This is a genomic window from uncultured Cyclobacterium sp., assembly GCF_963977555.1.
Classification (GTDB): domain Bacteria; phylum Bacteroidota; class Bacteroidia; order Cytophagales; family Cyclobacteriaceae; genus Cyclobacterium.
Genome location: NZ_CAXBPD010000002.1, coordinates 291,066 through 316,134, shown reverse-complemented (window position 1 = coordinate 316,134; position 25,069 = coordinate 291,066). Strand labels below are relative to the sequence as shown.

Here is a 25,069-nt window from a genome sequence, read left to right as displayed (position 1 = left end):
ATTTGAAATGAATTTTAAAATTCTTATTGTATCTGCAATCGATTACCTATTCGCAATATGGTCCTGGTGCTGATCCCATTCAATCTGGTAATTTGGCTCACCCTAACACCATATCGCTGCGCTATCAATGAAAGATTGTCTCCACTCCTTATCCTATGATAAACAGCTTCACGCATTTTTATTTCATGATCAAAGCTTTGGGCAGTTATGTTATAGACAGGTCCTTTAATTCTCCCAATATCAAAATCGAATATTTCAATAGGGTTTATTGAAAGGCCTTTATATCGCACTTCAAAATGAAGGTGAGGGCCAGTACTTCTGCCAGTACTTCCTCCTAGTCCTAAAACTTCACCAGCTCTCACTTCTTGCCCCACCTTTACATCCTTCCTAGAAAGATGCCCATAAAGGGTTTCAAGCCCATTTCGATGCCTTACCACCACATAATGACCATAACCATACCTTTCATAGGAAGTAATGCGCACAATACCGTCAAATGCCGATCGCACCGGGTCGCCCGTGTTCAACTTCAGGTCTGTCCCATGATGCCAGCGATAATGCCGTTGCCCAAAATCGGAGTTGATCTTGGTTTGATCTAATGGCGCACTCCATTCTGAACCGTACAAAGAATTGTATAAATTTAAAGGAATGGTATCCTTTAATTCCCTTGGGTCAAAGTCATAACTATTAATTTTATGACTGTCCCAAAGACCATAATATTCATATGCTGTAATCCAAATACTATCTATCAATACTTTCTCTTCCACTTCCACCATCACATTGGTTGGTGCCCAGATAAAAGAATCATTGCTTTCACTTACCAATGACAAGCGCTTTTTTAGATCAATTTCTCCTTTAAATAGGAGGGCATCGGTTGTTTTTTCCAACTCACTCCTATATTGATCTGCATCAAAAAGATCTGTACCTAAGGGAACCGAGATAGACTGTTCTAAAGGACCACTTTTCTGTTTATCAATTATTCTTTGTTGTGCTGAAATATCAAAGTTAAGAGCGGCCCAAATTAGAAACACGAGGAACCATCGTTCTTTTAGACTCATATGGACTCAGAACTACTCTTGGGAAGCTAAAAACCTTTCCGCATCCAAGGCTGCCATACAACCTGTACCAGCTGCGGTTACTGCTTGCCGGTATTCGTGGTCTTGAGCATCTCCACAAGCAAAAATACCGGAGACATTGGTTCGTGTAGTTCCAGGTTTAGTTAAGATATAACCGTTTTCATCGGTATCAATTTGGTTGACAAAAACCGAGGTATTGGGTTGATGGCCTATTGCTACGAAGAAGCCCTCTACATCCAAAACACGCACTTCACCTGAAATCCTGTTTTTAACTTTAGCTCCAATAACTTCCTCATCACCAAGGATTTCTTCCGTTTCATGGTTCCAAAGAATTTCAATTTTCGGGTTTTTCATAACCCTATTTTGCATGATTTGAGAAGCACGAAGTTCATCTCTTCTTACAATCATGTAAACTTTCTTACAGATGTTGGACAAATAGCTGGCTTCTTCGCAAGCAGTATCTCCACCACCCACGATTGCCACCTCTTTTCCCCGGAAGAAAAAACCATCACATACTGCACAAGCAGAAACTCCTTTGCCATTAAGCCTGGTTTCGCTTTCAATACCTAACCACTTGGCAGAAGCACCAGTGGAAATAATAACCGTTTCAGCTATGATGGTTTGATTTCCATCAACAGTAACTTTAAAAGGTCTTTCACTGGCATCTATTGCGGTAACCACACCATACCTTACATCTGTACCGAATCGCTCCGCTTGTTTTCTGAAGTCTTCCATCATTTGTGGACCCATTACCCCGTCAGGATATCCAGGGTAGTTTTCCACGTCATTTGTAATGGTAAGTTGTCCACCGGGTTGAACTCCCGTATACATTATTGGAGAAAGTCCTGCTCGTGAAGCATAAATAGCAGCAGTATAACCTGCTGGACCTGAGCCAATAATGAGCACTTTTATATTTTCTGTTTCCTTATTCATTGCTTTATTAATTATTCACTATAACTCGAAAATGAAATCCTTTCGAATACTAACGCTTTAGAAAAACAAAAAGGTTTACTTCTTGAGTTTTTTTTGGGTAAAAAAAAAGGGCAAAGCGCCCTTTTAAATTTTCTACTTTGTCAGATAAGTTACCCCAGATAAGGCTTCAACGTTTTACTTCTACTGGTATGTCTAAGTCGTCTGATCGCTTTTTCTTTAATCTGCCTAACCCTCTCACGGGTAAGATTAAACTTCTCACCGATTTCCTCTAAAGTCATCGCATGTTCTCCATTCAATCCAAAATATAAGGTAATGACATCCGCTTCCCTTTGGGTAAGGGTAGACAAAGCCCTTTGCACTTCTTTTCTCAGGGAGTCATTCATCAAACCATCATCAGGTTTGGTTTCTCCATCATTCTCTAAAACATCAAGCAAACTATTTTCCTCGCCTTGTACGAAGGGAGCATCCATAGACACGTGTCTTCCAGAAATTTTCATGGTATCCACTACTTCTCCTGCAGTCACTTCTAGTACTTCAGCGAGTTCCTCAGGTGAGGGTTCCCTTTCAAACTTTTGTTCAAGTTCGGAGAAGGTTTTACTGATTTTGTTAAGAGAACCAACTCTGTTAAGTGGAAGTCTTACAATTCTAGATTGCTCAGCCAGTGCTTGGAGAATGGACTGACGAATCCACCATACAGCATAAGAAATAAATTTAAATCCCCTGGTTTCATCAAATCTTTGGGCTGCTTTAATCAAACCAAGGTTACCCTCGTTGATCAAGTCTCCCAGTGATAAACCTTGATTTTGATATTGCTTGGCAACGGAGACAACAAATCTAAGATTGGCTTTGGTTAATTTCTCCAAGGCCAATTGGTCTCCTTCACGGATCCTTTTGGCCAACACCACTTCTTCATCCGCTGTCAATAAATCTACCTTACCTATCTCTTGAAGGTATTTATCCAGAGATTGACTTTCTCTGTTGGTAATCTGTTTACTGATTTTAAGCTGCCTCATTCAATTTTATTGATTTTTTTTTAACGCATTGATAACAGATGTTTCCTGAATAATAGTTCATTTTTTCAAATATGAACTATTATTCAGAATACTTCCAGCTTATTAGTCCTTCCTTTCCGGTTTAGGCAACAATGCTTTTCTGGACAATTTGTATTTTCCTGTTTTTCTATCTACATCAATTAGTTTCACAGCAATTTCCTCGCCAGATTCTAAAACTCCATCCATAGACTCAAGTCTTTCCCACTTGATTTCAGAAATATGCAACAAGCCATCCTTACCAGGCATAAATTCTACAAAGGCGCCAAACGGCATAATGTTTTTAACTTTCCCAGTATAGGTCTCTCCTATTTCTGGTTGTGCTACGATTGCTTTAAGTCTTGCAATAGCGGCATCCATGGAGTCCTGGTTATTAGAGAAAATATTGATTTTCCCCATATTGTCCACTTCCTCTATGATGATAGTGGCACCTGAATCTTTTTGGATCTCTTGAATCACTTTGCCTCCGGGCCCAATAACAGCCCCGATTAACTCCTTAGGAATCATCATGTTATGTGACCTAGGTGTATGAGGTTTAAATTCAGGCCTAGCAGTAGAAAGGGTTTTGTTTATTTCATCAAGTATATGCAATCTCCCTTTTCTAGCTTGATAAAGTGCTTCCTTGAGTACTTCATAGTCAAGCCCTTCAACTTTAAGGTCCATTTGACAAGCCGTAATACCTTTATCAGTACCTGTAACTTTAAAATCCATGTCTCCCAAATGATCTTCATCACCCAAGATATCAGATAAGATGGTATAATTACCAGTCTTCGTATCAGAAATCATTCCCATTGCAATTCCTGTTACTGGACTTTTGATAGCAATACCTGCATCCATTAGTGCCAATGATCCTGCACAAACTGTAGCCATGGAGGATGAACCATTAGATTCTAATATATCGGAAACGATACGGATAGTATATGGGTTGTCCGCAGGAGCAGGCAATACTTTTTTAAGCGCTCTCATGGCTAAGTTGCCATGACCTACTTCTCTTCTTCCTGGTCCTCTGTTTGGCTTTACTTCACCTGTACTAAATCCTGGGAAGTTATAGTGTAAGAAGAACTTATTATAACCAGACAATACTGCGCCATCTACCATTTGCTCATCAAGCTTAGTACCTAAAGTACAAGTAGTGATAGATTGGGTTTCTCCTCTGGTAAAAACTGCGGATCCATGAGCTGAAGGCAAGTAATCAACTACCGACCAGATAGGTCTAATTTCGTCAGGGTTTCTACCGTCGAGTCTCTTTTTCTCAATTAAAGTGAAGTTTCTGGCAGCTTCTTTATAAACTTTACCAAAATACTTTCCGATAAGACGTTCGTCATATTCGTGATCTTCACCAAGGCTTTCGATAAATGCATCCTTTATGCCTTTGGTAAGGTCTGAACGTTGTTGTTTAATAGCAATCTGTCTGCTGACCACTTCATACAAGCTGTCATACACATCTGCTTTAATTTTATCAAATAAAGCTTCGTCATTTACTTCATGACTGTAAGCCCTTTTTTCTTCTTTCCCAACCAGCTTGGTAAGCTCTTTCTGAACTTTACAATGCTTTTTGATTTCTTCATGGCCAAATTGTAAAGCTTCAACCATTTCATCTTCTGAAACTTCGTCACCTTCACCTTCTACCATGAGAATAAATTCCTCAGAACCTGCAACGATTAACTCCAAAGAAGCCTTCTCTAAATCAGATGGTTTAGGATTGATGAAAAGTTGCCCATCAATTTTAGCTACCCTTACTTCTGAAATAGGTCCATTGAAAGGAATATCTGATACAGCTAGTGCTGCTGATGCAGCTAATCCTGCTAGGCAATCTGGTAGCACATCTTCATCATAAGACATCAACGTGATACTAATATTGGTGTCAGCATGGTAGTCGTCAGGAAAAATAGGCCTGATGGCCCTGTCAACCATTCTACTGATCAAAATTTCGTAATCAGATAACCTTCCTTCTCTTTTTAAGAATCCCCCAGGTATTTTACCTGAAGAAGCGAATTTCTCTTGGTAGTCAACAGACATGGGCAGAAAATCTACTCCGTCACCTGCTTCTTTTTTAGTTACTACGGTAGCTAATAAAATAGCTTTGCCCATCTTGACTATAACAGCACCATCCGCCTGTTTGGCCAATGCACCTGTTTCTATGATTATTTCCCTACCATCTTCAAGAGTGATAGTTTTTGAAATTGTATTTGGTAACATATACTTTTGAGTATGTAAAGTGTATAGTTTTAAAAATAAGGCTTAATAACAGAAGGAAGTAAAAAAGTAAGGTTCCTTTAAACAAGGAACCCTACAAGTTATTATTTACGGATACCGAGGTCAGCGATTACATTTCTGTATCTCTCAATATCAATTTTGATCAGGTAATTGAGCAAACTTCTTCTTTTACCTACTAGTTTCAACAAACCTTTTCTACTTGAATGGTCTTTTTTGTTGGTCTTCAAGTGTTCAGTCAGGTGCTTGATCCTGTAAGTAAACAGGGCAATTTGTGATTCAGGAGACCCTGTATCAGTTTCTGACTTCAACCGACCATGATTTTGGAATAGTTCTACTTTTTCTTCTTTCGCTAAATACATGCTTAGTCAAATATGTTGTTAAATTTTTTAAAACAGAGCCAAAGGTAGCTGTTTTATTCCTAATTATAAAACATCTTCTTTTAACTTTTTTCTACGGACCTTTTGTTGGTAAAATTTTACCAGCTTTTCCCAAAAACCCAAATAAAAATCTGGTTCAAATAACCTTGCGTCCTTCCTTGCCTGCCTTAAGAAAAACAGTCCAAATGGGATTAAAGCCAGGTTAGAAAAGAAAGTCCCAAACAAGGGGTCTGATAATCCTTCCTTTCCCCATTTTTCGCCTGTAATGGTCAACATATAATACATTATAAAGAATATAATGGATAACAATACAGGCATTCCCAGCCCCCCTTTTTTTATAATGGCCCCTAAAGGAGCTCCTATCATAAACATCACGAAGCAAGCCAAAGACTGAGTGTACTTCTGATACCATGCTACTTTAAAATTCCTATAATTTCGCATCACCTCATTGATTCGTGCTTTATTGGTAGTGAAATTATTCTTTATGTTCCTGGCAGTAGTAAGTCCTACTGAAGCCATGGAGGTACTGTACCGTGGCGTCAGCAGCAATGAATCCAACCGTTGCTCCTGCGCAGCTGATAGCTCTTGTAATACCGGTACTTCGGTTTTCAGGCCACTGCTTTTATTAATCTCTCTCAAATCGGGGTTGTTCTGTTCCTGATTTACAGTCAAATTACCCAAGCTATCATTGGATTGACCAAGGGGTTTGGTGACCGTCTCAGGATTTTGAGCAGCAGTTCGCTGACCTTCTGGGGCTAATAAAGTATCTGATTTATTTTTAGTGGTATCAGCTATGATCTGATTGGCACTATCTGACGACGAATTGGAAAGGCTAGAATTGGCCTGACTCCTCGGGTCATTGGGTTGGCCATTTTCATTATTTTGCTGTTCTGCAAGGTACTTGAGGTTTTTAAGAGAATCGGTTTCCATTTTCTTATCCACAATCTCTTTGGGAGGGACCAATTTTCTGGATCTACCAAAATAATTATAGGAGGCTTCGGTATTGGCATAATTAAAATAATACCAATGGTTAAGCTCCCTATCCATAGAATCAAGATCTACTTGTATCTCCCCAATGTTTTTTATGGATTTACTGTTGGACCATAAATTTTCTGGCGTTCTTTTAAGGTCAAAAGCGTCAAGGCTAAAAACCATTTTATTGGTTTCAAATTCTGTTCTGTCTAAGGTCTGAGGAACATTCCTTCCCCCTCTTCTGCCAGTTCCTTCCCGGTAGCTGTTTCCTTGATACAAAGTCAACATTATGTAACTGTCATTAAAGAAGGGCTCCATCCTTCCTGAATCGGCAGTAATTACGTGTAGGTTCCCTTGGCCTGAGGTATGATCATAGATGAGCACCTCTTTGAGACGTACTTCATCGAGTTTGGAATTCACTTTGATGCTATAGCCAGGTATCCCATTATAAAAGACCCCTTCTTTGATATCAAAGGCCGGAGATTTCATCCGAATATCATACAACAAGCTAAAAGTTTTGAGATTTACGCGGGGTACGATAAAATTATTGGACAAGAATGCCAATACTGTGACCATGGCCACAAACACACCAATTGGCAGCATGGTCCTATTAAGTGATATACCACTGCTTTTTATGGCTGTTAATTCAAAATGCTCTCCAAGATTCCCAAAGGTCATCAGGGATGATAGCAACACCGCTAAGGGAAGGGCCATTGGGGAGATGCTTATGACAAAATACCCGATAAGTTCCATATACACCATGAAAGGTAGGTCCTTACCAAAAATTTCATCAAAATATTTAAGCATATTTACCGTGAGCAGGATAAAATCTACAACGATAAAAGTAAGCAGAAAAGGACTGAGGAATGACCCCAATACTAGCTTATCTAATTTTTTCATGAAATGCCTTTACTTTTCATTAATTAACACACCCAGTCAATTGCCATTTCATAGGAGCGAAGAAATTGTCTTAAAACCAGCTTTATTGCTGTTTAGGTATCAAGGCCAACGGTACTTTACCTAATCCAGACTTGACCTAATCCTCAAGAAACCACAAGGCAACCAACAATTCTTCTGGTCTACACTTGATTTAAAGACGAAGCAAAATTGAACATATTATGTTAAAAATGATAATTATAACGCATTTTATCCTCCAATTATCTCTTTAAGTGAACCAATCAATCCCTCCCAAATGGAGTGCTGCTCCTGCTCATCATAGGCGTCACCATATTCGACCACTCTCAGGTAAAAAGTCTGGGTCAATTCATTTTCATCAAGTCTAAACTCAATGTATGGATGGTCTACCTCTTCATCTTCCTCTTCACCCGGTTCAAAGAACTCAAATTTTACGTGATGGTTGAGTCGCATGATTACGGCACGTGCATAATGGTTTTCCCCGTCGTAAATGAAATTAAAGACTTTATCCTCATTTATGACCACATCATCAGCAAACCATTGAGACAAACCACTGGCAGAACTTAGATATGGATAAATAATCTTTTTGGAGCTATTTATCTGATAATCTGAAACAAATTTAATTTTCTCCATGGCCTTTGTATTTCTTGTTGTAAAAAGTGATTTTTTTTTAGGTACTTGATTTGCAATTCAAGGATTATACTTACATATTTGCATTCCCAATTGGCGAGGTAGCTCAGATGGTTAGAGCGCAGGATTCATAACCCTGAGGTCAGGGGTTCAACTCCCCTCCTCGCTACCAACAATAAGGTCTCTTACTTTTAAGAGGCCTTTTTTTATGCTCCTACCCTCCTACATAGCTGAAAATTAAAACTTTACCTAAGAAATTGGAGGAATACGAATAAATTGCTTTTTTCTTCTCTTTCATGGTTAATATTTGTTTACACGCATTCACCTTCCAAAAGGTAAGTAAACCAAAAGTAATATAAGGAAAAATTCAAAAAATAACCCTCTTTTAAAAAATGAGGGCATAAAAAAACCCTCCGAAGAGGGTTTTTCAATATCGCTTGTACTAATCTTATTTTACTTTTTCAACGATAGCTTTAAAAGCTACTGGATGATTCATTGCAAGATCTGCAAGTACTTTTCTATTAAGATCAATCTCTGCTTTTTTCAACATTCCCATAAATTGAGAGTAGCTAACGCCATATTGTCTGGCTCCTGCATTGATTCTTTGAATCCAAAGTGCTCTGAATTCTCTTTTCTTTACTTTCCTATCCCTGTAAGCATATTGAAGTCCTTTTTCGTACTTGTTCTTTGCTACAGTCCAAACGTTTTTCCCTCTTCCGAAGTAACCTTTGGTTGCTTTTAATACTTTTTTTCTCCTAGCTCTTGAAGCTACTGAATTGACCGATCTTGGCATTTTGTTTAAGTTTTTGACTTTTGGTGCTTTCAGTTTTTCTGAAAAGGCTTGAAAACCAAAGGCCTGGTGAATTAAATAACCTGATTAATTTTAGATTAGATTCTAAGCATTGCTTTTACTCTGCCCTCATCTGACTCATGTACTTCTCCCATTTGGGTAAGATTTCTCTTCCTTTTGGTAGACTTTTTAGTCAAAATGTGGCTTTTGAAAGCATGCTTCCTTCTTATCTTTCCAGACGCAGAAAGCTTGAACCTTTTCTTAGCACTTGATTTAGTTTTAACTTTTGGCATTACCGTATATATATTAGTTGAATTATTTTTTGCCTGCTTTTGGAGAAACAAATATGTTCATTCTTTTCCCCTCCATCTTAGGTAGTTGCTCCACTTGACCGTAATCTTCAAGTGCTTGAGCAAATTTTAATAAGAGCATCTCCCCTCTTTCTTTAAAAACAATGGTACGACCAACGAAATGGACATAAGCCTTAACTTTTGCACCATCTTTAAGAAAGTTGATGGCATGCTTCAATTTAAAATCAAAATCATGATCATCTGTATTGGGACCAAATCTAATTTCTTTCACTACAGTTTTAGCTGCATTGGATTTGATCTCTTTTTGCTTTTTCTTTTGTTCGTATTTGAACTTAGCATAGTCGATCACCTTACAAACTGGTGGTGAAGCGGAAGGAGAAATTTCAACGAGATCAAGCCCATTTTCTTCGGCTAAAGTTACTGCTTTATCAGTAGCCATTACCGCGTTACCTCCCTCTACAAAATCTCCTACAACCCTGACCTCTCTGGCCCTAATTTTTGAATTTACTTTATATGGTTCCTCTTGTCTCGGAGTATACGTTCTTTTTCCTCTCAAAATAGTTATGGTTGTTTTTTAAAGTTTCAATTTGCAAATATCTAATAATTTTTTAAATATTAAAAATCAACAAATTATATTCTTGTTATTTATTCAATGAATCCTTTATAATTCCTTGAAAGAAGTCTACAAATGCGCTCAATTCGAAAGTTCCAATATCTCCTTCACCATGTTTTCGAAGGGATAATTTATTTTCTTCTCGTTCTTTCTCCCCTACGATCACCATAAATGGAATCTTTTTCACTTCTGCATCTCTAATCTTCCTGCCAATTTTCTCATCCCTATTGTCAATGTCCCCAGTAATTCCATTATCATCCAACAGCGCTTTCACTTTGACTGCATAATCGGCATACTTTTCGGATATTGGCAATATGATCAATTGCTCTGGCGCCAACCAAAGCGGGAAATTGCCTGCACAATGCTCTATCAAAACGGCAACAAATCGCTCCAACGAACCAAATGGTGCCCTATGAATCATCACAGGCCTGTGTTTTTGATTGTCTGAGCCTGTATATTCCAACTCAAATCGTTCCGGTAACTGATAATCTACCTGAATGGTTCCCAACTGCCAACTTCTACCAAGCGCATCCTTGACCATGAAATCCAGCTTTGGGCCATAAAATGCAGCTTCTCCTTTTTCTGTCACGGTATCGAGACCTTTCTCCTCTGCGGCCTCAATAATCGCTTGTTCTGCCATGTTCCACACCGATTCCTCACCTATGTATTTATCCATATTGTCTGGATCTCTGAGGGATATCTGTGCGGTATAATTATCAAAACCCAGGGCTTTGAAAACATACAATACCAAGTCAATAACTTTAATAAATTCTTCTTTAACCTGATCTTGCCTACAAAATATGTGCGCATCATCCTGGGTAAAGCCACGAACCCTGGTTAAACCATGAAGTTCACCACTTTGCTCATATCTATAAACAGTACCAAACTCAGCATACCTTACAGGAAGATCTTTATAAGACCGTGGCTTGTGTTTATATATCTCACAGTGGTGAGGGCAGTTCATTGGCTTCAATAAAAACTCCTCCCCTTCATGTGGGGTGGTTATTGGCTGAAAGGAATCCTTGCCATATTTCTCATAGTGACCTGAAGTCTCATACAAAGCCTTGTGCCCTATATGAGGGGTAATTACCTGCTGATAGCCTGAGTGATCCTGTTCTTTCTTAAGGAAAGCAACTAGTCTTTCCCTTAAAAGGGTGCCCTTAGGAAGCCACAATGGCAAGCCCATACCAACTTTCTCTGAAAAGGTAAACAACTCTAGTTCCCTACCCAGTTTTCTATGGTCTCTCTTTTTAGCTTCTTCAAGTAAAAAAAGATATTCCTTTAGCTCTTTTGCCTTGGGGAAAGTGATGCCATATATACGGGTCAGCATTTTATTCTTTTCGTCCCCTTTCCAATACGCCCCAGCTATGTTAAGCAATTTCACCGCTTTTACAAACCCAGTATGGGGTATATGAGGTCCCCTACACAAATCCGTAAATCCACCTTGCTCATAAAAGGTAATGGTGCCTTCTTCAAGTCTTTCTAAGAGGTCTAATTTGTACTCGTCCCCTTTTTCTTCAAAATAAGCTACTGCATCTTTCTTTGAAATGTCCTTTCTGACATACTCATTTTTTTGACGGGCCAACTCTATCATTTTGGCTTCTATCTTTTCAAGCTCAGCGCCCTCCAAAGTTTTGTCTCCAAAATCAACATCGTAATAAAATCCATTTTCTATAGGAGGACCAATTCCTAGTTTTACGCCAGGATAAAGCGCCTCAAGGGCTTCTGCCAATAAGTGTGCAGAAGAATGCCAAAAAGTTGATTTTCCTCCATCATCATTCCAGGTGAGCAATTCAATACTGACATCTTGATGGATAGGTCTCGTAGCATCCCATATCTCACCATCAATCTTAGCGGCCAACACATTCCTTGCCAAGCCATCACTGATGCTCATGGCAATCTCTATACTAGTTACTCCTTTATCAAATTCCCTAATAGATTTATCAGGAAACGTTACTTTAATCTCATTACCAATACTTGACATGCATTCATTTTATTTATAATAAATCACCTTTACAAACAGGTGCTTTCAACTCACTTTTCGCCAAAACCAAGGTTTATATGGCTATTTTCTAACCACCTATTGGCAAGTCAGCTTCACTAAAATCGTTTAAAACCTTGCAATTTTAGCTTAGCCCACCAAAAGTAAGGGATTTTCTTGATTTATGGACTGCAAATATGCAAATTCGATAGGGTAAATAAAAGGCTAGCCCTACCTAATCTTCTGCATAGAACTTAAGCAAAAGTAAAACCGATACTCATCTAATAAGAATCCTCATTAAAAAGCTCACCTAATATCATAAGACATCACTCAAAATATAAGCCAAACTCAATTCGGTTGGTGTTTTTTATAAAAAAGTTAATTTGGAAATTTAAGCTGTTTATTGTGCTTGCCTTTCGTTATTTATTTACTTCCTGTGCCAAGGAAGGAGATACCTCTTGCGAACAAATGACACTTCTTTCTCAATAGCGTTTAGAATTAAATCATCTCACACAAATAATAGAAAAAAATATTTATTTTAGTGGTAGACTATTTAACCATTAGGCATACGCATACAACCAACTCCTAAATGAAAATACATACGACGAATTACCAAAACACATTTATAGAAGTGGCCGATGACTGTCCGGTGGATAAGGCCGAAACGCCTCCGATGAAAGGGAATAAAATAACTGTTGCCTATAGGCAATTTGCCCTATTGAATGAAGCGCCCTATAAATACACTTCTGACGAGGTGTTGTTTCAAGTTTATGCCAATAAAAACGACTTGATTCAAGCCGAATACCAAGAAGCCTGTGTGGAATTTTTCTCCAAAGGCCAGCCTTGTTTTCGGGCTTCCCCTTTAACCAAACGTTATGGTTTTGGTATTCATAGCAATGAAGAAGGAAAAATCGCCCTTTTTGGCATAGAAACTGAAGAATACGCCAAATTCATAGCAGATGATTCCATCGAAAAAGTTAAAGCAATGCGGTCTAAACGGAAGTAAAGTTTTAGCGCTACTCAAGCAATTTGAGGGCGACATTAATTAATTATTTTTTAAAGAATTCACGCTTATGGGCTGCGGAATGCTTGACTATGCCCTGATACCATTGGTATTTCAGCTCGGTTTTTTCTTCCTCAGTGAGGAAATAATTTCCGATTGAACTGCTATCTATTTTTTCCTGAAGGGCATACAGGCAAATGGCGGCACTTACAGAGATATTAAAACTTTCTGTGAAACCTTTCATAGGAATGTGAACCAGGCCATCTGCTGCGCTTATGGCCTCATTGCTAACGCCTTCATGCTCGTTTCCAAAAACCAGTGCTATCGGCTGATCAGTGGACAACTCTATTAGTGGTAAACTACCTTCTTTAGGGCTAGTAGCAAATATTTTATAGCCCTTTTGCCTTAGCTGCCGATAACACTCTGCAGTAGCATTACCGGACCCATTGTCGTATTTGTGCAAATCTACCCACTGAGCAGCCCCCCTCGTCACATAAGGATTGACTGCATAACTGTCATTACCATCAATGAGGTGAACATCCTGAATACCAAAGCAGTCAGCCGTCCTGAGAACGGCTGAAGCATTGTGAGGCTTATAAATATTTTCCAACACCAGGGTGATGTAACGGGTTCTTTTTCCTAATACCTTGTCTATCAGTTCTTTTTTATGTGGTGTCACATAATCAGAAAGATAATTTAAAAAAGCCAGTTCATCTTCGTCCAGTCTCACCATAAAGGGTCAGGGTTAAAACAGACCTAATTGTTCCTTGTCATCGTCTTCTTCAGAAGCATCTTTCGATCCCTCAGCATCCTTTTCCTGTTTAGGCGCTTGCGCTTTCTTTTCTTGTTTTACAGACGCCACCAATTCTATACCAGTCACCTTATGGTTGCTTAATCGATTCCCTACGGATTTCCATCCTTTGACGTCGATTAGCATATCCATGTCATAAACTTTTTCTTCAACTCCATCGTCCAGCTTAAGCTTGACTTTTACCTGAGGCTGTTTTTCTGTAGATACTACAGTCAATTTGGATTGCTTGTGGTCAGTGATGAAATTGAATTTTTTATTCAATGTAGAAGTTTCGATCACAAATCTTTTGACATAATACATCTTATGAACTCCATCATAATAAATGGAGGATACCACACTTTCTGGATCGTATTTTTCTATGAGGAGAAGATTTTCTGCATCAAACCTATTGGTCAGTTCAAAACTTGTCAATTCATAACTTCCGTCTTTGTAAAAAACCAGTACTTTGTCTTCCCCCAGAAAATTACCAACCAGATCCCCTCTATCATCAGTATTTAATCTTCCCACTGAAGGGTCAAAATAAATATTCAATCCCCCTAAAGTGGAGACTCCTTCCATCTTAAGCTGAATTTTTCTGACAGGATATTTGGTAAGAATGTTTCCATTGGCCCCTCTGCCTTTGATTTCCAAATCTTTGAAATCAAAATCGAAGACCTTAACTCTTGCCTTGGCACCTGCGGTCAAAAAGACTGTGATGATCTCTGCTTCTCCGTTAGCATTGGCTGTGAAATAAAGCACTTTGGAGCCCTTTGTGCCTTTGGTGAGCACATATTCCCTGTCTCTGGTGACACTCAGCACCTGGAATCGTTTGATCATTGTTCTGCCTGAAACACCATCCAAATAAATCAGGTTATAGACCATTCTTTCATCACCTTTCCTGAAGACGGCCACATGGATAATGTCTTTTCCTACGAAGCCTTTGTCTTGAATTTTGGTCACCACACAGACGCCATCCCGTCTGAATATTATGATATCGTCCAAATCTGAACAATCACAAACAAACTCATCTTTTTTCAAGCCATGCCCTACAAATCCATCTACCCTATTCACATACAATTTGGCATTGGCTGCTGCTACTACATTGGCAGCAATCGTATCAAAAGTCCTGGCTTCAGTTTTCCTTTCTCGACCTTTTCCGTATTTGGCCAGTAGGTTTTTATAATACTGAATGGCATAATCTGTCAGGTTTTCCAAATGATGGTTGACTTCCTCCAATTCTTCGTTGAGCTTACGCATCAACTCATCTGCTTTAAATGTATCAAACTTTGAAATACGTTTGATCTTAATCTCCGTCAAGCGAATTATATCGTCCTTTGTGATTTCTCTGTAAAACTGCGGTTTGAAGGGTTCCAAACCTTGGTCTATGGTGTCAATCACTGCCTCCCAAGTTTCACACTCCTCTATGTCCCGATAAATTCTATTTTCTATAAATATTTTTTCCAGAGAGGAAAAAAGCAATTTCTCCAGTAATTCATTTTTCCGGATCTCCAATTCCTTGTTCAACAGATCTTTGGTCTGAAAGGTATTGGTTTCTAAAATTTGATTGACTTTTAGAAAGACTGGTTTGTCATCAATGATTACACAGGCATTGGGTGAAATGCTGACTTCACAATCCGTAAAAGCATAAAGCGCATCTATGGTCATATTAGGCGACTGACCAGGAGCAAGCTGTATCATGACCTCCACCTCTTTGGCAGTATTGTCTACAACCTTTTTGATTTTTATTTTTCCTTTATCATTGGCTTTGATGATAGAGTCTATCAGGGAATTGGTAGTGGTTCCAAATGGAATCTCCTTGATCAACAATGTTCTGTTATCGTCTTCCTCTATCTTGGCTCTGACCTTTATTTTTCCGCCACGTAATCCTTCATTGTACTCAGAAAAGTCTGCATAACCACCTGTATGAAAATCAGGCAATATATTGGTTTTTTTCCCTTTAAGGATTTGAATAGAGCCTTCAATTAGCTCACAAAAATTGTGGGGTAAAATTTTTGTGCTTAATCCCACAGCGATACCTTCCACCCCTTGAGCCAATAACAATGGGAATTTAACCGGGAGGGTTACGGGTTCTTTCTTTCTACCATCGTATGATAGTTGCCATTCTGTAGTTTGCGGATTAAAGACTACCTCAAGGGCAAATTTGGACAAACGAGCCTCTATGTACCTGGCAGCAGCAGCTCCATCACCAGTTCTGACATCGCCCCAGTTACCTTGGGTTTCTATCAGCAATTCTTTTTGACCCAGGTTCACGATTGCATCTCCAATAGAAGCATCTCCGTGGGGATGGTACTGCATGGATTGCCCAATGATGTTGGCTACTTTATTGAAACGACCATCATCCATTTCTTTCATAGCGTGCATGATTCTACGCTGAACAGGTTTGAACCCATCCTCTATCGCAGGTACCGCACGCTCCAAGATAACATAGGAGGCATAATCCAAAAACCAATCCTGGTACATTCCAGAAACAGGAACAGCATTGTACAGCCCCTCATTTCCATCTATTGGTAAACCTTTTTCTTCACTCATGTATTGACTTCTATTTTTATTTAAGTAGTCAGATAAAAATCCGGTCACACTTAAATCTTATTTCCAAATCGGAAATACTAAGTTGATATTATTTATTGTCAAGCTTAAATCCGGTAGACAAAAGCCTAGCTATTAGCTCAACGCATCATTTCCCTAAAGTAAAGAACAGAAGGGGTAAAAGAGGTCAGGAAATCTTTTTCATCACTTGGGTTAAAATGCAAAACTACAATGTCCCTATCTGTCATTCCTCTTCCGGTAAATTAGTTAAGCATTAAATTCCCAGTAAACCACCTACCCTTTTAACTTAGGTTTAAGCTACCTCTTTTTCATCCTCTGATGCTTCATTGTCCTGCACTGTAGCGCCAAGGTCCAGGTCTTTCTCTACCTTCAATCGGCTTATGATAAATTCCTGCCTGGTAGGCGTATTTTTACCCATGTAAAAGCCCAATAGGTCCGCTATCTTAGTTTCTTTGTTAAGGATAATTGGCTCCAGCCGAATATCTTCCCCTATAAATCCACCAAATTCATTTGGCGAGATTTCACCAAGTCCTTTAAATCGAGTGATTTCCGAAGTTTTTCCTAATTTATGAATGGCGCGTTGCCGTTCTTCATCCGTATAGCAGTAAATGGTTTCCTTTTTGTTTCGCACCCTAAATAGTGGCGTATCCAGGATAAAAAGGTGCCCATTCTTAACCAAGTCAGGAAAAAACTGCAGAAAATAGGTCATTATCAAAAGCCTAATGTGCATTCCATCCACATCAGCATCAGTAGCGATGACAATTTTCCTAAAGCGTAAGCCTTCAATTCCGTCCTCTATATTCAGTGCATGCTGGAGCAGGTTGAATTCCTCGTTTTCGTAAACCACCTTTTTAGTCATTCCGAAACAATTCAGGGGCTTACCTCTCAATGAAAACACCGCCTGGGTTTGGACATTTCGGGATTTAGTAATAGAACCGGATGCTGAATCCCCTTCCGTTATGAACAGCATGGTTTCATTTTTCAGTTCTTCTTTCGCCTTGTTGTCGTCATAATGCACCCGACAATCGCGCAATTTTTTATTGTGTAAATTGGCTTTTTTGGCCCTTTCATTGGCCAGCTTTTTAATGCCAGAAATTTCTTTTCTTTCTCTTTCGGACTGAAGAATCCTCTTGAGTATGGCATTGGCAGTATCTGGATGTTTGTGCAGGTAATTGTCAAGCTCTACCTTAACAAAATCATTAACAAAAGTACGCAAAGTAGGCCCATCAGGCCCCACACTTTGGGAGCCCAGCTTGGTTTTGGTTTGCGATTCAAAGACCGGCTCCATGACCCTTACAGCGATGGCTGCTACTACTCCTTGCCGTATATCTGCCGCATCAAAATCCTTTTTGAAGAATTCTCTAACCGACTTAACGATAGACTCCCTAAATGCCGCAAGGTGCGTTCCACCCTGGGTAGTAAATTGACCGTTTACGAAAGAGTAATATTCCTCTCCATATTGATTGGTATGCGTAAGGGCCATTTCTATGTCATTGCCCTTGAGGTGAATGGTAGGGTATCTCCTACTGTCCTCATCCACCTTCCGGTCCAATAAATCAAGTAATCCATTTTGGGAATAGTACTTGACACCATTAAAATTTATAGTAAGCCCACTATTCAGAAAGGCATAATTCCAAATTTGATTTTCCAGGTATTCTGGAATAAAGTGGTAGTTTTTGAAAACGGAGGAATCAGGAGAGAAAATAATTTTGGTACCATTTCGCTCCGATGTTTTGCTTATAGGATGGTCTTCAATCAATTCTCCTTTGTCGAATTGAGCTGCCTTAGTCTGACCTTCTCTATAAGATTGAACCAAAAAATATTCTGACAACGCATTAACGGCTTTGGTACCCACACCATTTAGCCCTACAGATTTTTGGAAAGCACCTGAATCGTATTTTCCTCCAGTATTAATCTTAGAAACACAATCTATCACTTTCCCTAAGGGAATTCCGCGCCCATAATCCCTAATTTCCACTTTGTGCTCACTGATTTTCACTTCAATGGTTCTACCATTCCCCATCATGTGTTCATCAATGCTATTGTCAAGGATTTCCTTTACCAAAACATAAATACCATCATCCTGAGCACTACCATCTCCCAGCTTACCAATGTACATACCCGGCCTTAGGCGGATGTGTTCCTTCCAATCCAGGGATTTTATACTGTCTTCGGTGTATTGTACGTTCTCTGCCATATCTTATGTCTTTTCTGCTTTAAACTGTACCTGTTTTTACCTGTTTCATTTTTCCTACCAACAAAAAGAGCAATGCCATCACCCAAATCACTAACAATATGGGCACAATGTAAAAGAATACATTGTATTCAGCACTCCTAATCTCATTCTGGTTGGTAAGGCTGTGAATATAAAAAACCATAATGCATGTAGATAAATTAAGTATTCCTATGAAGGAATAAATCCAGGCAAGAATACGGTCTCTGTAAATATCCCCTACTGGGAAAATTCTATGCAGGGAGGTATTACCCTTCATTTCTATCATTTTTCCCGGAATAATCAATAGGACATTGTATACGAAAAATATAATTACTGTGACATAGAAAAAGCTTTCCTTCCCTAATTGTTTCACAGGCAGGCCTTTGCTGTTTTGCTCATAGGTGGCAAAATCAGGCATTGAGGCATAGGCATACAAGAAAACGAATAAAAACATTCCTATCGACAGGAAGTAAAAGAATTTAGCAAAGCGGGTGTACATGATTTTTTATTTAGCCAGCAAATATAAAAATTAATCCAGTACCAAAAACGGAAAGTCTACCAGCCTTTGAGAAAAGAAAATTTTTGAATTCGGTATTTACCTGAAATTCAGGATCCGATCTTCCTCTTTCCCTATTCCCTGAATAATTAAATAATCTTTTTTTACGGTAACAATTGCGCCAAGGGCAGGAGATTCGGCTTCCACCATGCCCAGAAATGTTAGATGGTGCATGCCGTTGGAATCCTTAAAATAGTTTCCGGCATGGTGATGTCCCGAAAACCACGCCACCATGGCTGGCGATTTTCCAATACGGTTCATTACTTCCTTGTGATTGAGTAAATGCAATCCGTTTTCTGGTAAAAGTGGGTAATGGCACAATGCAATTACATGCTTCCCTTCTTTTTCTGCCTTTTGAACCACAGATTCCATCCAAGCCAACTGTTCTTCTCCAACGGCTCCATTCCAGGGCTTCACATTATTGGCGCCTTCGGTTTCCATTGCAGTCATCATCTCTAAGGCTTGTACATGGTTCTTCGTGCCTTCAGGATGTGCGCCTACACTAATGTCCATCCCGTTGACCACCATAAATACCATGTTCCCTTTCTCTATGGAATAGTAACCTTTTTCATTGGCGATTTTTCCTCCAACCTTTTGTTTAAGGCTGTCCAGAACAGAAAAGTCGTGGTTACCCCAGATATAATGAAATGGTGCTTTACTGCTTTCCAAAATCGATAAGGGTGCATTAAAGCTTTCAAAATCTCTATCAATCAAATCCCCTAGATGAAAAGAAAATTCTAAATCATAGGCATTAAGGAAGGGTATTGTGCGTTTTAGTGTTTCTAAGGTGCCTCGATAGTTTCGCTTTCCTACAGTTTCCACATCCGCATATTGAATATCAGTTAATATACCGAAAGAAAAGTCATCCGTCTGAGTTTGTGTTTTCAATAGGTTTATCATTTCGGTAGCGTATCTTTCTCCAATTAAAAGCTGACTTGGGCTGTCAAAATGGGTACTGTCAAAGGTAGTCGTCCCATAAGCCAAAGCTACTCCAGTATTAGGCGTCTGCTTTGGGAGCTCTGTCAGGAAGGCATTGAGAGGCTTCCTGATTGCTTTATCTTCAGACAATTGTCCAACTACAAAAGGCAAGTCTGGTAAATTTAAACTGTCACGTAAAGCCGTAATTAAATGAGCTATTTTTCCCAGGTATTGGTCTGCCTCCTTCACATCTCCTTCACCCTGATGCCAGATAATTCCTTTTATCTCACCACTTTCCGCTGCAATCCTTGCTCGAGAGATAATCTCATTGAAAAACAAGGTGCCTGGCATCCATTCTGCAATCACACTACCACCTTTTGCATTGACTACAAGCCCTATCTTTCTATCTGGAATATCCCTTTGCATTTTTCTTGCAAAACCATACGCTGGCCCTAGACGCTGCATACTTACCACTTTCCTAACGCTTGAATACAAGTTTAGTGGATTGGTAGCTGGCACCCACTCCTGCCCCGTGAAAAGGTAGACATCTTCAATAGGTGCCGTCAAGTCATGAAGGATTTCCGCCCTCCCTGCCATGTTAGACTGCCCAATGGCCAGGTAAATATCTAAATTTTTGATTTCCTGTGCTTGAAGAAATAAAGCAAATGGCAATAGAAATACTAAAAATACAAGTTTCTTTAAAAGAGCAGACATAGCAGCGATCAAATATTAAATAAGAATTGATGTGCTAAGATTATAAAAATTCCCTTACAATTGCCCGTTTTTACCCTGCTTTTTGCAAAAGTTCTTCCAGTTGCTCTTCAATCAAAGGGATGGCCTTGCACAGCTCTTCAAAATCATTGATGATAAAATACCTGTCTTGAAATTTATTTTTCCAATAAGGGGTGTTTAAAACGGCTTCTACCTCGAAGTCATGGTGTAGCGATGTTTCTGAAAGACAATAGTTCAACTCACCGGAGGAGCTAAGTATACTTGCACCATAAACTTTGATCCCGTTATTTTCTCTTAACAAACCAAACTCAACCGTATACCAGTATATTCTTGAAATTAATTCAATGGCCAATGGGTTATCAATAAACCGCAGCGCTAATGTTGCTAAATCTTCCAAAAAACGAGTAAAGGTGGGATTCATTAACAATGGTAAATGAGCAAATGCATCATGAAACAAATCCGGCTCTAGCTGGTAATCCAACTCATCAAGCTTTCTAAGCCAAGAGGTGACGGGGAATCGCTTATTTTGTAGTAGATTATAGAACGAGGCATCACTCAACAGCCCTGGCACTACTTGTATAGACCAGCCAGTGGAAACCTTTAACCGGTAAGAAGCATCCTTTAAGTCAGCTATGGATTTTGAAGTAAAGCCAATCGCCTCCATGCCAGAAATTACTTCTTTGGCTGCGGCACCTGGTAAATTTTTTTCTTGCTTCTCAAAAAGAATTTCCCAAACTTTATAATCTTCCGGTGTATAAGTCTTGAAATCCTGTTGCAATAATGCCAAACTTGGGTCTGAAAAAATCCCTGTGGAAAAAATATTTTTCCTTTTCAATTGTTCAAATAGATTTGCCATGGGTTCTGATTCAATAGTTGTTTAAAATACTTTACTTAATTGTTAAACGGAAAAATTGATCCGAGGATTATAAAAATGAAATGATTTTAACCTAAATTATGAAACTGAATCCTTGGATGCCTTAACTTTCACTGTTGGTAAAATATTACCCACCCCATTGATTGGGTCCTTTGGACCAATCTCATTTCACCATTGTTTATTTATAGTACAAAGCAGAATTAAACTTAACGAATGGATCAAATTAGGGATTACTTTGAACAGCTTGTTGGCATTAATGATAGCGATTGGCTGGCGTTTTCTTCCAAACTAGTTAAAAGTGAACACCCTAAAAAGTCCTACCTCTTAAAGGTGGGAGAAACAGAGAACTTTTTATCCTTTATTGAAAAAGGTTCCGTCCGACTTTATTTCCCAAAAGAAGAAAACGATTTGACTTTTGGGTTTTGTTTTGAAGGTCAATTTGTCAGTGCCTACGATTCATTTTTAAACCAGAAACCATGTAATTACCAGATGGAAACCTTAATCAAAACTACGCTTTGGAGGATTTCCTATCAGGACCTACAGTACATTTATGCAAATACTGGTATTGGCAACACCATAGGTAGACTTGCTGCTGAGAGTCAATTCTTGTTAAAATCCGAAAGAGAACTTTCCTTTTTGAATCAAACAGCTGAAAAGCGGTACAGTTCTCTTTTTAAAAAACGGCCGAAGCTATTCTTGGAAATCCCACTCAAATACATCGCTTCTTATATAGGCATCACCCCTCAGGCACTTAGCAGAATCAGAAAGCGAATTTCTTAACCTGGGTTCATTGCCTGAAGGCGGAACTTTGCCCAACTTTGGAAAAAAAAGATGAAACCATTCCTTCTCCTAATTACTGTTACGGTATTCGCAATAACCTATTTGAGGCTTGTATATGGTGTTTATAATATTACCTGCGCTGCAAGAATAGGCCTATCAGCCATGTTACTTTTCACTGCATTGGGTCATTTTATGTTTACTGATGGAATGGCAATGATGGTTCCTGATTTTATCCCCTTTAAAAAAGAGCTTGTTTACCTTACAGGATTTATCGAAATTTTAGGTGCTATTGGCCTACAGGTTCCCTCATTTCAAGTGGTAACCGCCTGGCTACTGATTCTTTTTTTCATAATGCTTATACCAGCAAATATAAAGGCTTCCATGGAACAAATCGATTATCAAAGTGCCAACTTTGAAGGAAATGGCATAGGGTATTTGTGGTTTCGAATTCCCTTGCAAATCCTATTCATAGGCTGGGTTTATTTTTCATCGATCAGAATTTAGCCCAGAATGCGATGACATGGGATAATGCTATCTCAAGCTGATATTTAGGAATAACCCGTCCAGAAATCCCCCTTTTTCCCCCTTTTGAAAGGGGGATTTTGAGTTTTCAAGAATGATGAATTCGAACCTGATTTTTAATTTCCTCGGCCTGTTACAATGATACCAAATTAAGCTTTCCTTCTCCACTTCAGCAAATCCCCCTTGACAGGGGATTTTGAGTTTTCAAAAATAATGAATTCGAACCTGATTTTTAATTTCCTCGGCCAATTACAATGATACCAAATTAAGCTTTCCTTCTCCACTTCAGCAAATCCCCCTTTACAAGGGGGCAAGGGGGATTTATACGAGAATATGATGCTAGCTGATATTTAAGAATATTCTCATCAGAAATCCCCCTTTGTCCCCCTTTTGGAAGGGGGATTTTGAGTTTTTAAGATTCACGAGTGTCGCTACTGATTTTAAATTTCCTCAGTCCGCTTAATGTAAATCAAAAGTCTTTCTCACATCAAAAATCTTCCTAATATAACCTATCAATTCACTGCTTTGGGTAAAGTTTAAGGTTTGCTGACCATCAGAGTATGCCTTGTCAGGGTGCTCATGCGATTCATAGATAATCCCATCTGCTCCTGCCATCACTCCGGCCAAAGCCATCTGCGGCACAAAGTCTCTGATACCAATGCCGTGTGAAGGGTCTACTACCACTGGCAAATGTGATTTTGACTTGAGAATAGGAACGGCATTTAAGTCCAAAGTATTTCTACTTGCCCGCTCATAAGTACGGATTCCTCTTTCACATAGGATAAGCTTTTCATTGCCTCCAGAGAAAACATATTCCGCAGATTGAAGTAATTCCTCAATCGTACCTGAAATCCCTCTTTTGAGCAAAATCGCTTTATCAATTTTGCCTAATTCATCCAGCAAGTTAAAGTTCTGAGTGTTTCTGGCGCCCACTTGAAAAATATCCACGTAATCGTGCATTTCTTCAATTTGGGAAACCTGCATGACTTCTGTTACTATTTTTATCCCTGCCGCTTTGGCATGTTGGTGCCAAAGTTTTAGGCCTTCCATCCCTAAGCCCCTAAATGCATAAGGACTACTCCTGGGTTTAAATACGCCACCCCGCATCATCGTCACCTTATTTTCCTTAAGGTGTGCGATCACACGTACTATCTGCTCTTCTGATTCTATGGAACATGGGCCGGAAATTATGGCCATGTCACCCTCTTTGATGGCTATACCATCACCAAGGTCAACTGTCGTAGGTTTTGCTTTCCACTTTTTAGAGACCAGCTTGTACTCATCAGAAACAACATGGATATCCAAAATACCATCCATGGCTCCAATTTTTCGAATATCATAAGCACCTTTCCCAATCCCAATTAGGTAGTTTCCCGCTTGGGTTTTAACCTCGGTTACTTTATAGCCGATGCCATTGATCTTTTGGATCAAATTTTCTCTTTGTTGTGTACTTATGTCAGAGTTGAGCTGTATGATCATGCTTTTATGCCTTTTATAAATGTGTTAATTTCTTTCTTTAGCTCTTTTGCTTCGCGCAAAACATTGATGAAAGCACTGCCAATAATAGCGCCATGTGCATGCCTGGCTGCAGTAGCAAAAGAAGCCTTGTCAGAAATACCGAATCCTATAAGTCTAGGATTTTTGAGTCCCATATCCCCTACTCTTTCAAAATAAGCAATTTGATCAGGTGTTACGTCTTTTTTAGCACCAGTTATACTTGCAGAAGAAACCATGTAAATAAAACCATCTGTCTCTCTGTCAATCTCACGTATCCTTTCAGGTGAGGTCTGAGGAGATATCAGAAAGGTATTTCTTAGGTTGTAGGTTTCAAACAATCCTTTATAGGAATCTAGGTATTGTTTCATTGGAAGATCAGGTACAATTAATCCATCTACACCTACCTCTTGGCATTTCTTGCAAAATTCCTCCATACCGTACTGGACGATAGGATTTAGGTAACCCATTAAAATTACTGGTATTTTTAATTTGCCTCTCAATTCGGCCAATTGGCTAAACAAGATTTTTAGTGTCATTCCATTGTTTAAAGCAACGGTATTGCTTTCCTGAATCGTAGGGCCATCTGCTACAGGATCAGAGTAAGGAATTCCAATTTCTATAATATCGGCTCCTGCTTCTTCGATGGCTTGCATTATACCCATGGTATCGTTAAGACTAGGAAAACCAGCAGTAAAATATATGGAAAGAATATTTCCTTCCTTATCTTTAAATAATTCTTCAATTCGATTCATA

General features: G+C 39.1%; 22 protein-coding genes and 1 tRNA gene. 4 read left to right on the top strand and 19 right to left on the bottom strand.

Going from position 1 to position 25,069, the window contains the following annotated elements; translation table 11 throughout:
- Positions 1 to 23 precede the first annotated feature (23 nt).
- The 7 genes from AAC073_RS03600 to AAC073_RS03570 form a co-directional block, all read right to left on the bottom strand.
- Complete coding sequence (locus AAC073_RS03600; RefSeq protein ID WP_339922465.1) at positions 24 to 1,055, bottom strand: peptidoglycan DD-metalloendopeptidase family protein; 1,032 nt, start codon at positions 1,053 to 1,055, stop codon at positions 24 to 26.
- A 12-nt stretch (positions 1,056 to 1,067) separates the two neighbouring features.
- A complete protein-coding gene (gene trxB / locus AAC073_RS03595) occupies positions 1,068 to 2,006 on the bottom strand; it encodes a thioredoxin-disulfide reductase (protein WP_339922464.1) in 939 nt (312 codons plus the stop codon).
- A gap of 149 nt (positions 2,007 to 2,155) precedes the next feature.
- Positions 2,156 to 3,019, bottom strand: coding sequence for a sigma-70 family RNA polymerase sigma factor (locus AAC073_RS03590; RefSeq protein WP_010853621.1), 864 nt, complete (start codon positions 3,017 to 3,019; stop codon positions 2,156 to 2,158).
- A gap of 102 nt (positions 3,020 to 3,121) precedes the next feature.
- A complete protein-coding gene (gene pnp / locus AAC073_RS03585; protein WP_339922463.1) occupies positions 3,122 to 5,254 on the bottom strand; it encodes a polyribonucleotide nucleotidyltransferase in 2,133 nt (710 codons plus the stop codon).
- A 101-nt stretch (positions 5,255 to 5,355) separates the two neighbouring features.
- Positions 5,356 to 5,631 carry a 30S ribosomal protein S15 gene (rpsO, locus tag AAC073_RS03580; protein ID WP_020893017.1) on the bottom strand — a complete coding sequence of 92 codons (276 nt, stop codon included), beginning with the start codon at positions 5,629 to 5,631 and terminating at the stop codon, positions 5,356 to 5,358.
- Between the two features lie 63 nt (positions 5,632 to 5,694).
- Entirely contained in the window at positions 5,695 to 7,521 is a 1,827-nt protein-coding gene (locus tag AAC073_RS03575; protein ID WP_339922462.1) for an LptF/LptG family permease, read from the bottom strand.
- A gap of 246 nt (positions 7,522 to 7,767) precedes the next feature.
- Positions 7,768 to 8,169 carry an START-like domain-containing protein gene (locus AAC073_RS03570; RefSeq protein WP_339922461.1) on the bottom strand — a complete coding sequence of 134 codons (402 nt, stop codon included), beginning with the start codon at positions 8,167 to 8,169 and terminating at the stop codon, positions 7,768 to 7,770.
- A gap of 92 nt (positions 8,170 to 8,261) precedes the next feature.
- Between AAC073_RS03570 and AAC073_RS03565 the strand changes: the two genes are divergently transcribed.
- Positions 8,262 to 8,338 (top strand) — tRNA-Met (locus AAC073_RS03565).
- A 276-nt stretch (positions 8,339 to 8,614) separates the two neighbouring features.
- On the opposite strand, the gene rplT is transcribed toward AAC073_RS03565, so the two are convergent.
- The 4 genes from rplT to thrS form a co-directional block, all read right to left on the bottom strand.
- Positions 8,615 to 8,959 (bottom strand): 50S ribosomal protein L20, encoded by a 345-nt coding sequence (gene rplT / locus AAC073_RS03560; protein ID WP_048642681.1) that lies wholly within the window; start codon positions 8,957 to 8,959, stop codon positions 8,615 to 8,617.
- A gap of 95 nt (positions 8,960 to 9,054) precedes the next feature.
- Complete coding sequence (gene rpmI, locus AAC073_RS03555; RefSeq protein ID WP_048644557.1) at positions 9,055 to 9,249, bottom strand: 50S ribosomal protein L35; 195 nt, start codon at positions 9,247 to 9,249, stop codon at positions 9,055 to 9,057.
- 22 nt (positions 9,250 to 9,271) lie between these two features.
- Positions 9,272 to 9,823 (bottom strand): translation initiation factor IF-3, encoded by a 552-nt coding sequence (gene infC / locus AAC073_RS03550; protein WP_020893023.1) that lies wholly within the window; start codon positions 9,821 to 9,823, stop codon positions 9,272 to 9,274.
- An 85-nt stretch (positions 9,824 to 9,908) separates the two neighbouring features.
- Entirely contained in the window at positions 9,909 to 11,864 is a 1,956-nt protein-coding gene (thrS, locus tag AAC073_RS03545) for a threonine--tRNA ligase (protein WP_339922460.1), read from the bottom strand.
- Positions 11,865 to 12,450: 586 nt separating this feature from the next.
- On the opposite strand from thrS, the gene AAC073_RS03540 reads away from it, so the two are divergent.
- The gene (locus tag AAC073_RS03540; protein WP_339922459.1) at positions 12,451 to 12,867 is read left to right on the top strand and encodes a DUF6157 family protein; all 417 of its coding nucleotides are present in this window, start codon (positions 12,451 to 12,453) and stop codon (positions 12,865 to 12,867) included.
- Positions 12,868 to 12,910: 43 nt separating this feature from the next.
- On the opposite strand, the gene AAC073_RS03535 is transcribed toward AAC073_RS03540, so the two are convergent.
- From AAC073_RS03535 to AAC073_RS03510, 6 genes are all read right to left on the bottom strand, one after another.
- The gene (locus tag AAC073_RS03535; RefSeq protein WP_339922458.1) at positions 12,911 to 13,597 is read right to left on the bottom strand and encodes an RNA methyltransferase; all 687 of its coding nucleotides are present in this window, start codon (positions 13,595 to 13,597) and stop codon (positions 12,911 to 12,913) included.
- A gap of 12 nt (positions 13,598 to 13,609) precedes the next feature.
- Entirely contained in the window at positions 13,610 to 16,204 is a 2,595-nt protein-coding gene (locus tag AAC073_RS03530) for a DNA gyrase/topoisomerase IV subunit A (RefSeq protein ID WP_339922457.1), read from the bottom strand.
- Positions 16,205 to 16,514: 310 nt separating this feature from the next.
- Complete coding sequence (locus AAC073_RS03525; RefSeq protein ID WP_339922456.1) at positions 16,515 to 18,419, bottom strand: DNA topoisomerase IV subunit B; 1,905 nt, start codon at positions 18,417 to 18,419, stop codon at positions 16,515 to 16,517.
- A 19-nt stretch (positions 18,420 to 18,438) separates the two neighbouring features.
- On the bottom strand, positions 18,439 to 18,936 hold the full coding sequence (locus AAC073_RS03520; RefSeq protein WP_339922455.1) for a DNA topoisomerase IV: 498 nt from the start codon (positions 18,934 to 18,936) through the stop codon (positions 18,439 to 18,441).
- Between the two features lie 96 nt (positions 18,937 to 19,032).
- Positions 19,033 to 20,625, bottom strand: a complete 1,593-nt coding sequence (locus AAC073_RS03515) for a sialate O-acetylesterase (RefSeq protein WP_339922454.1) — start codon at positions 20,623 to 20,625, stop codon at positions 19,033 to 19,035.
- Positions 20,626 to 20,695: 70 nt separating this feature from the next.
- Entirely contained in the window at positions 20,696 to 21,499 is an 804-nt protein-coding gene (locus AAC073_RS03510; protein ID WP_339922453.1) for a phenylalanine-4-hydroxylase, read from the bottom strand.
- A 231-nt stretch (positions 21,500 to 21,730) separates the two neighbouring features.
- Here AAC073_RS03510 and AAC073_RS03505 point away from each other — a divergent pair, with 231 nt between their 5' ends.
- Together AAC073_RS03505 and AAC073_RS03500 are read left to right on the top strand one after the other, a co-directional pair.
- Positions 21,731 to 22,297, top strand: coding sequence for a Crp/Fnr family transcriptional regulator (locus AAC073_RS03505; protein ID WP_339922451.1), 567 nt, complete (start codon positions 21,731 to 21,733; stop codon positions 22,295 to 22,297).
- Positions 22,298 to 22,348: 51 nt separating this feature from the next.
- Positions 22,349 to 22,801 (top strand): hypothetical protein, encoded by a 453-nt coding sequence (locus AAC073_RS03500; protein WP_339922450.1) that lies wholly within the window; start codon positions 22,349 to 22,351, stop codon positions 22,799 to 22,801.
- 477 nt (positions 22,802 to 23,278) lie between these two features.
- Here the strand turns inward: AAC073_RS03500 and aroF are convergent, their stop codons facing one another.
- Both aroF and trpA read right to left on the bottom strand, forming a co-directional pair.
- Complete coding sequence (aroF, locus tag AAC073_RS03495; protein WP_339922449.1) at positions 23,279 to 24,298, bottom strand: 3-deoxy-7-phosphoheptulonate synthase; 1,020 nt, start codon at positions 24,296 to 24,298, stop codon at positions 23,279 to 23,281.
- Positions 24,295 to 25,068, bottom strand: a complete 774-nt coding sequence (gene trpA / locus AAC073_RS03490) for a tryptophan synthase subunit alpha (protein WP_339922448.1) — start codon at positions 25,066 to 25,068, stop codon at positions 24,295 to 24,297. Before trpA ends, aroF begins: the two co-directional genes overlap by 4 nt.
- Position 25,069: the final 1 nt, after the last annotated feature.

What these genes read in the sequence shown, in the direction of transcription:
- aroF (WP_339922449.1), bottom strand. Translation starts at nt 24,298, where the DNA reads ATGATCATACAGCTCAACTCTGACATAAGTACACAACAAAGAGAAAAT.
- AAC073_RS03515 (WP_339922454.1), bottom strand. Translation starts at nt 20,625, where the DNA reads ATGTCTGCTCTTTTAAAGAAACTTGTATTTTTAGTATTTCTATTGCCA.
- AAC073_RS03535 (WP_339922458.1), bottom strand. Translation starts at nt 13,597, where the DNA reads ATGGTGAGACTGGACGAAGATGAACTGGCTTTTTTAAATTATCTTTCT.
- AAC073_RS03540 (WP_339922459.1), top strand. Translation starts at nt 12,451, where the DNA reads ATGAAAATACATACGACGAATTACCAAAACACATTTATAGAAGTGGCC.
- rpmI (WP_048644557.1), bottom strand. Translation starts at nt 9,249, where the DNA reads ATGCCAAAAGTTAAAACTAAATCAAGTGCTAAGAAAAGGTTCAAGCTT.
- rplT (WP_048642681.1), bottom strand. Translation starts at nt 8,959, where the DNA reads ATGCCAAGATCGGTCAATTCAGTAGCTTCAAGAGCTAGGAGAAAAAAA.
- trxB (WP_339922464.1), bottom strand. Translation starts at nt 2,006, where the DNA reads ATGAATAAGGAAACAGAAAATATAAAAGTGCTCATTATTGGCTCAGGT.
- AAC073_RS03600 (WP_339922465.1), bottom strand. Translation starts at nt 1,055, where the DNA reads ATGAGTCTAAAAGAACGATGGTTCCTCGTGTTTCTAATTTGGGCCGCT.
- thrS (WP_339922460.1), bottom strand. Translation starts at nt 11,864, where the DNA reads ATGTCAAGTATTGGTAATGAGATTAAAGTAACGTTTCCTGATAAATCT.
- AAC073_RS03505 (WP_339922451.1), top strand. Translation starts at nt 21,731, where the DNA reads ATGGATCAAATTAGGGATTACTTTGAACAGCTTGTTGGCATTAATGAT.
- AAC073_RS03590 (WP_010853621.1), bottom strand. Translation starts at nt 3,019, where the DNA reads ATGAGGCAGCTTAAAATCAGTAAACAGATTACCAACAGAGAAAGTCAA.
- AAC073_RS03510 (WP_339922453.1), bottom strand. Translation starts at nt 21,499, where the DNA reads ATGGCAAATCTATTTGAACAATTGAAAAGGAAAAATATTTTTTCCACA.
- AAC073_RS03520 (WP_339922455.1), bottom strand. Translation starts at nt 18,936, where the DNA reads ATGTACACCCGCTTTGCTAAATTCTTTTACTTCCTGTCGATAGGAATG.
- AAC073_RS03525 (WP_339922456.1), bottom strand. Translation starts at nt 18,419, where the DNA reads ATGGCAGAGAACGTACAATACACCGAAGACAGTATAAAATCCCTGGAT.
- AAC073_RS03575 (WP_339922462.1), bottom strand. Translation starts at nt 7,521, where the DNA reads ATGAAAAAATTAGATAAGCTAGTATTGGGGTCATTCCTCAGTCCTTTT.
- trpA (WP_339922448.1), bottom strand. Translation starts at nt 25,068, where the DNA reads ATGAATCGAATTGAAGAATTATTTAAAGATAAGGAAGGAAATATTCTT.
- AAC073_RS03570 (WP_339922461.1), bottom strand. Translation starts at nt 8,169, where the DNA reads ATGGAGAAAATTAAATTTGTTTCAGATTATCAGATAAATAGCTCCAAA.
- AAC073_RS03530 (WP_339922457.1), bottom strand. Translation starts at nt 16,204, where the DNA reads ATGAGTGAAGAAAAAGGTTTACCAATAGATGGAAATGAGGGGCTGTAC.
- AAC073_RS03500 (WP_339922450.1), top strand. Translation starts at nt 22,349, where the DNA reads ATGAAACCATTCCTTCTCCTAATTACTGTTACGGTATTCGCAATAACC.
- rpsO (WP_020893017.1), bottom strand. Translation starts at nt 5,631, where the DNA reads ATGTATTTAGCGAAAGAAGAAAAAGTAGAACTATTCCAAAATCATGGT.
- pnp (WP_339922463.1), bottom strand. Translation starts at nt 5,254, where the DNA reads ATGTTACCAAATACAATTTCAAAAACTATCACTCTTGAAGATGGTAGG.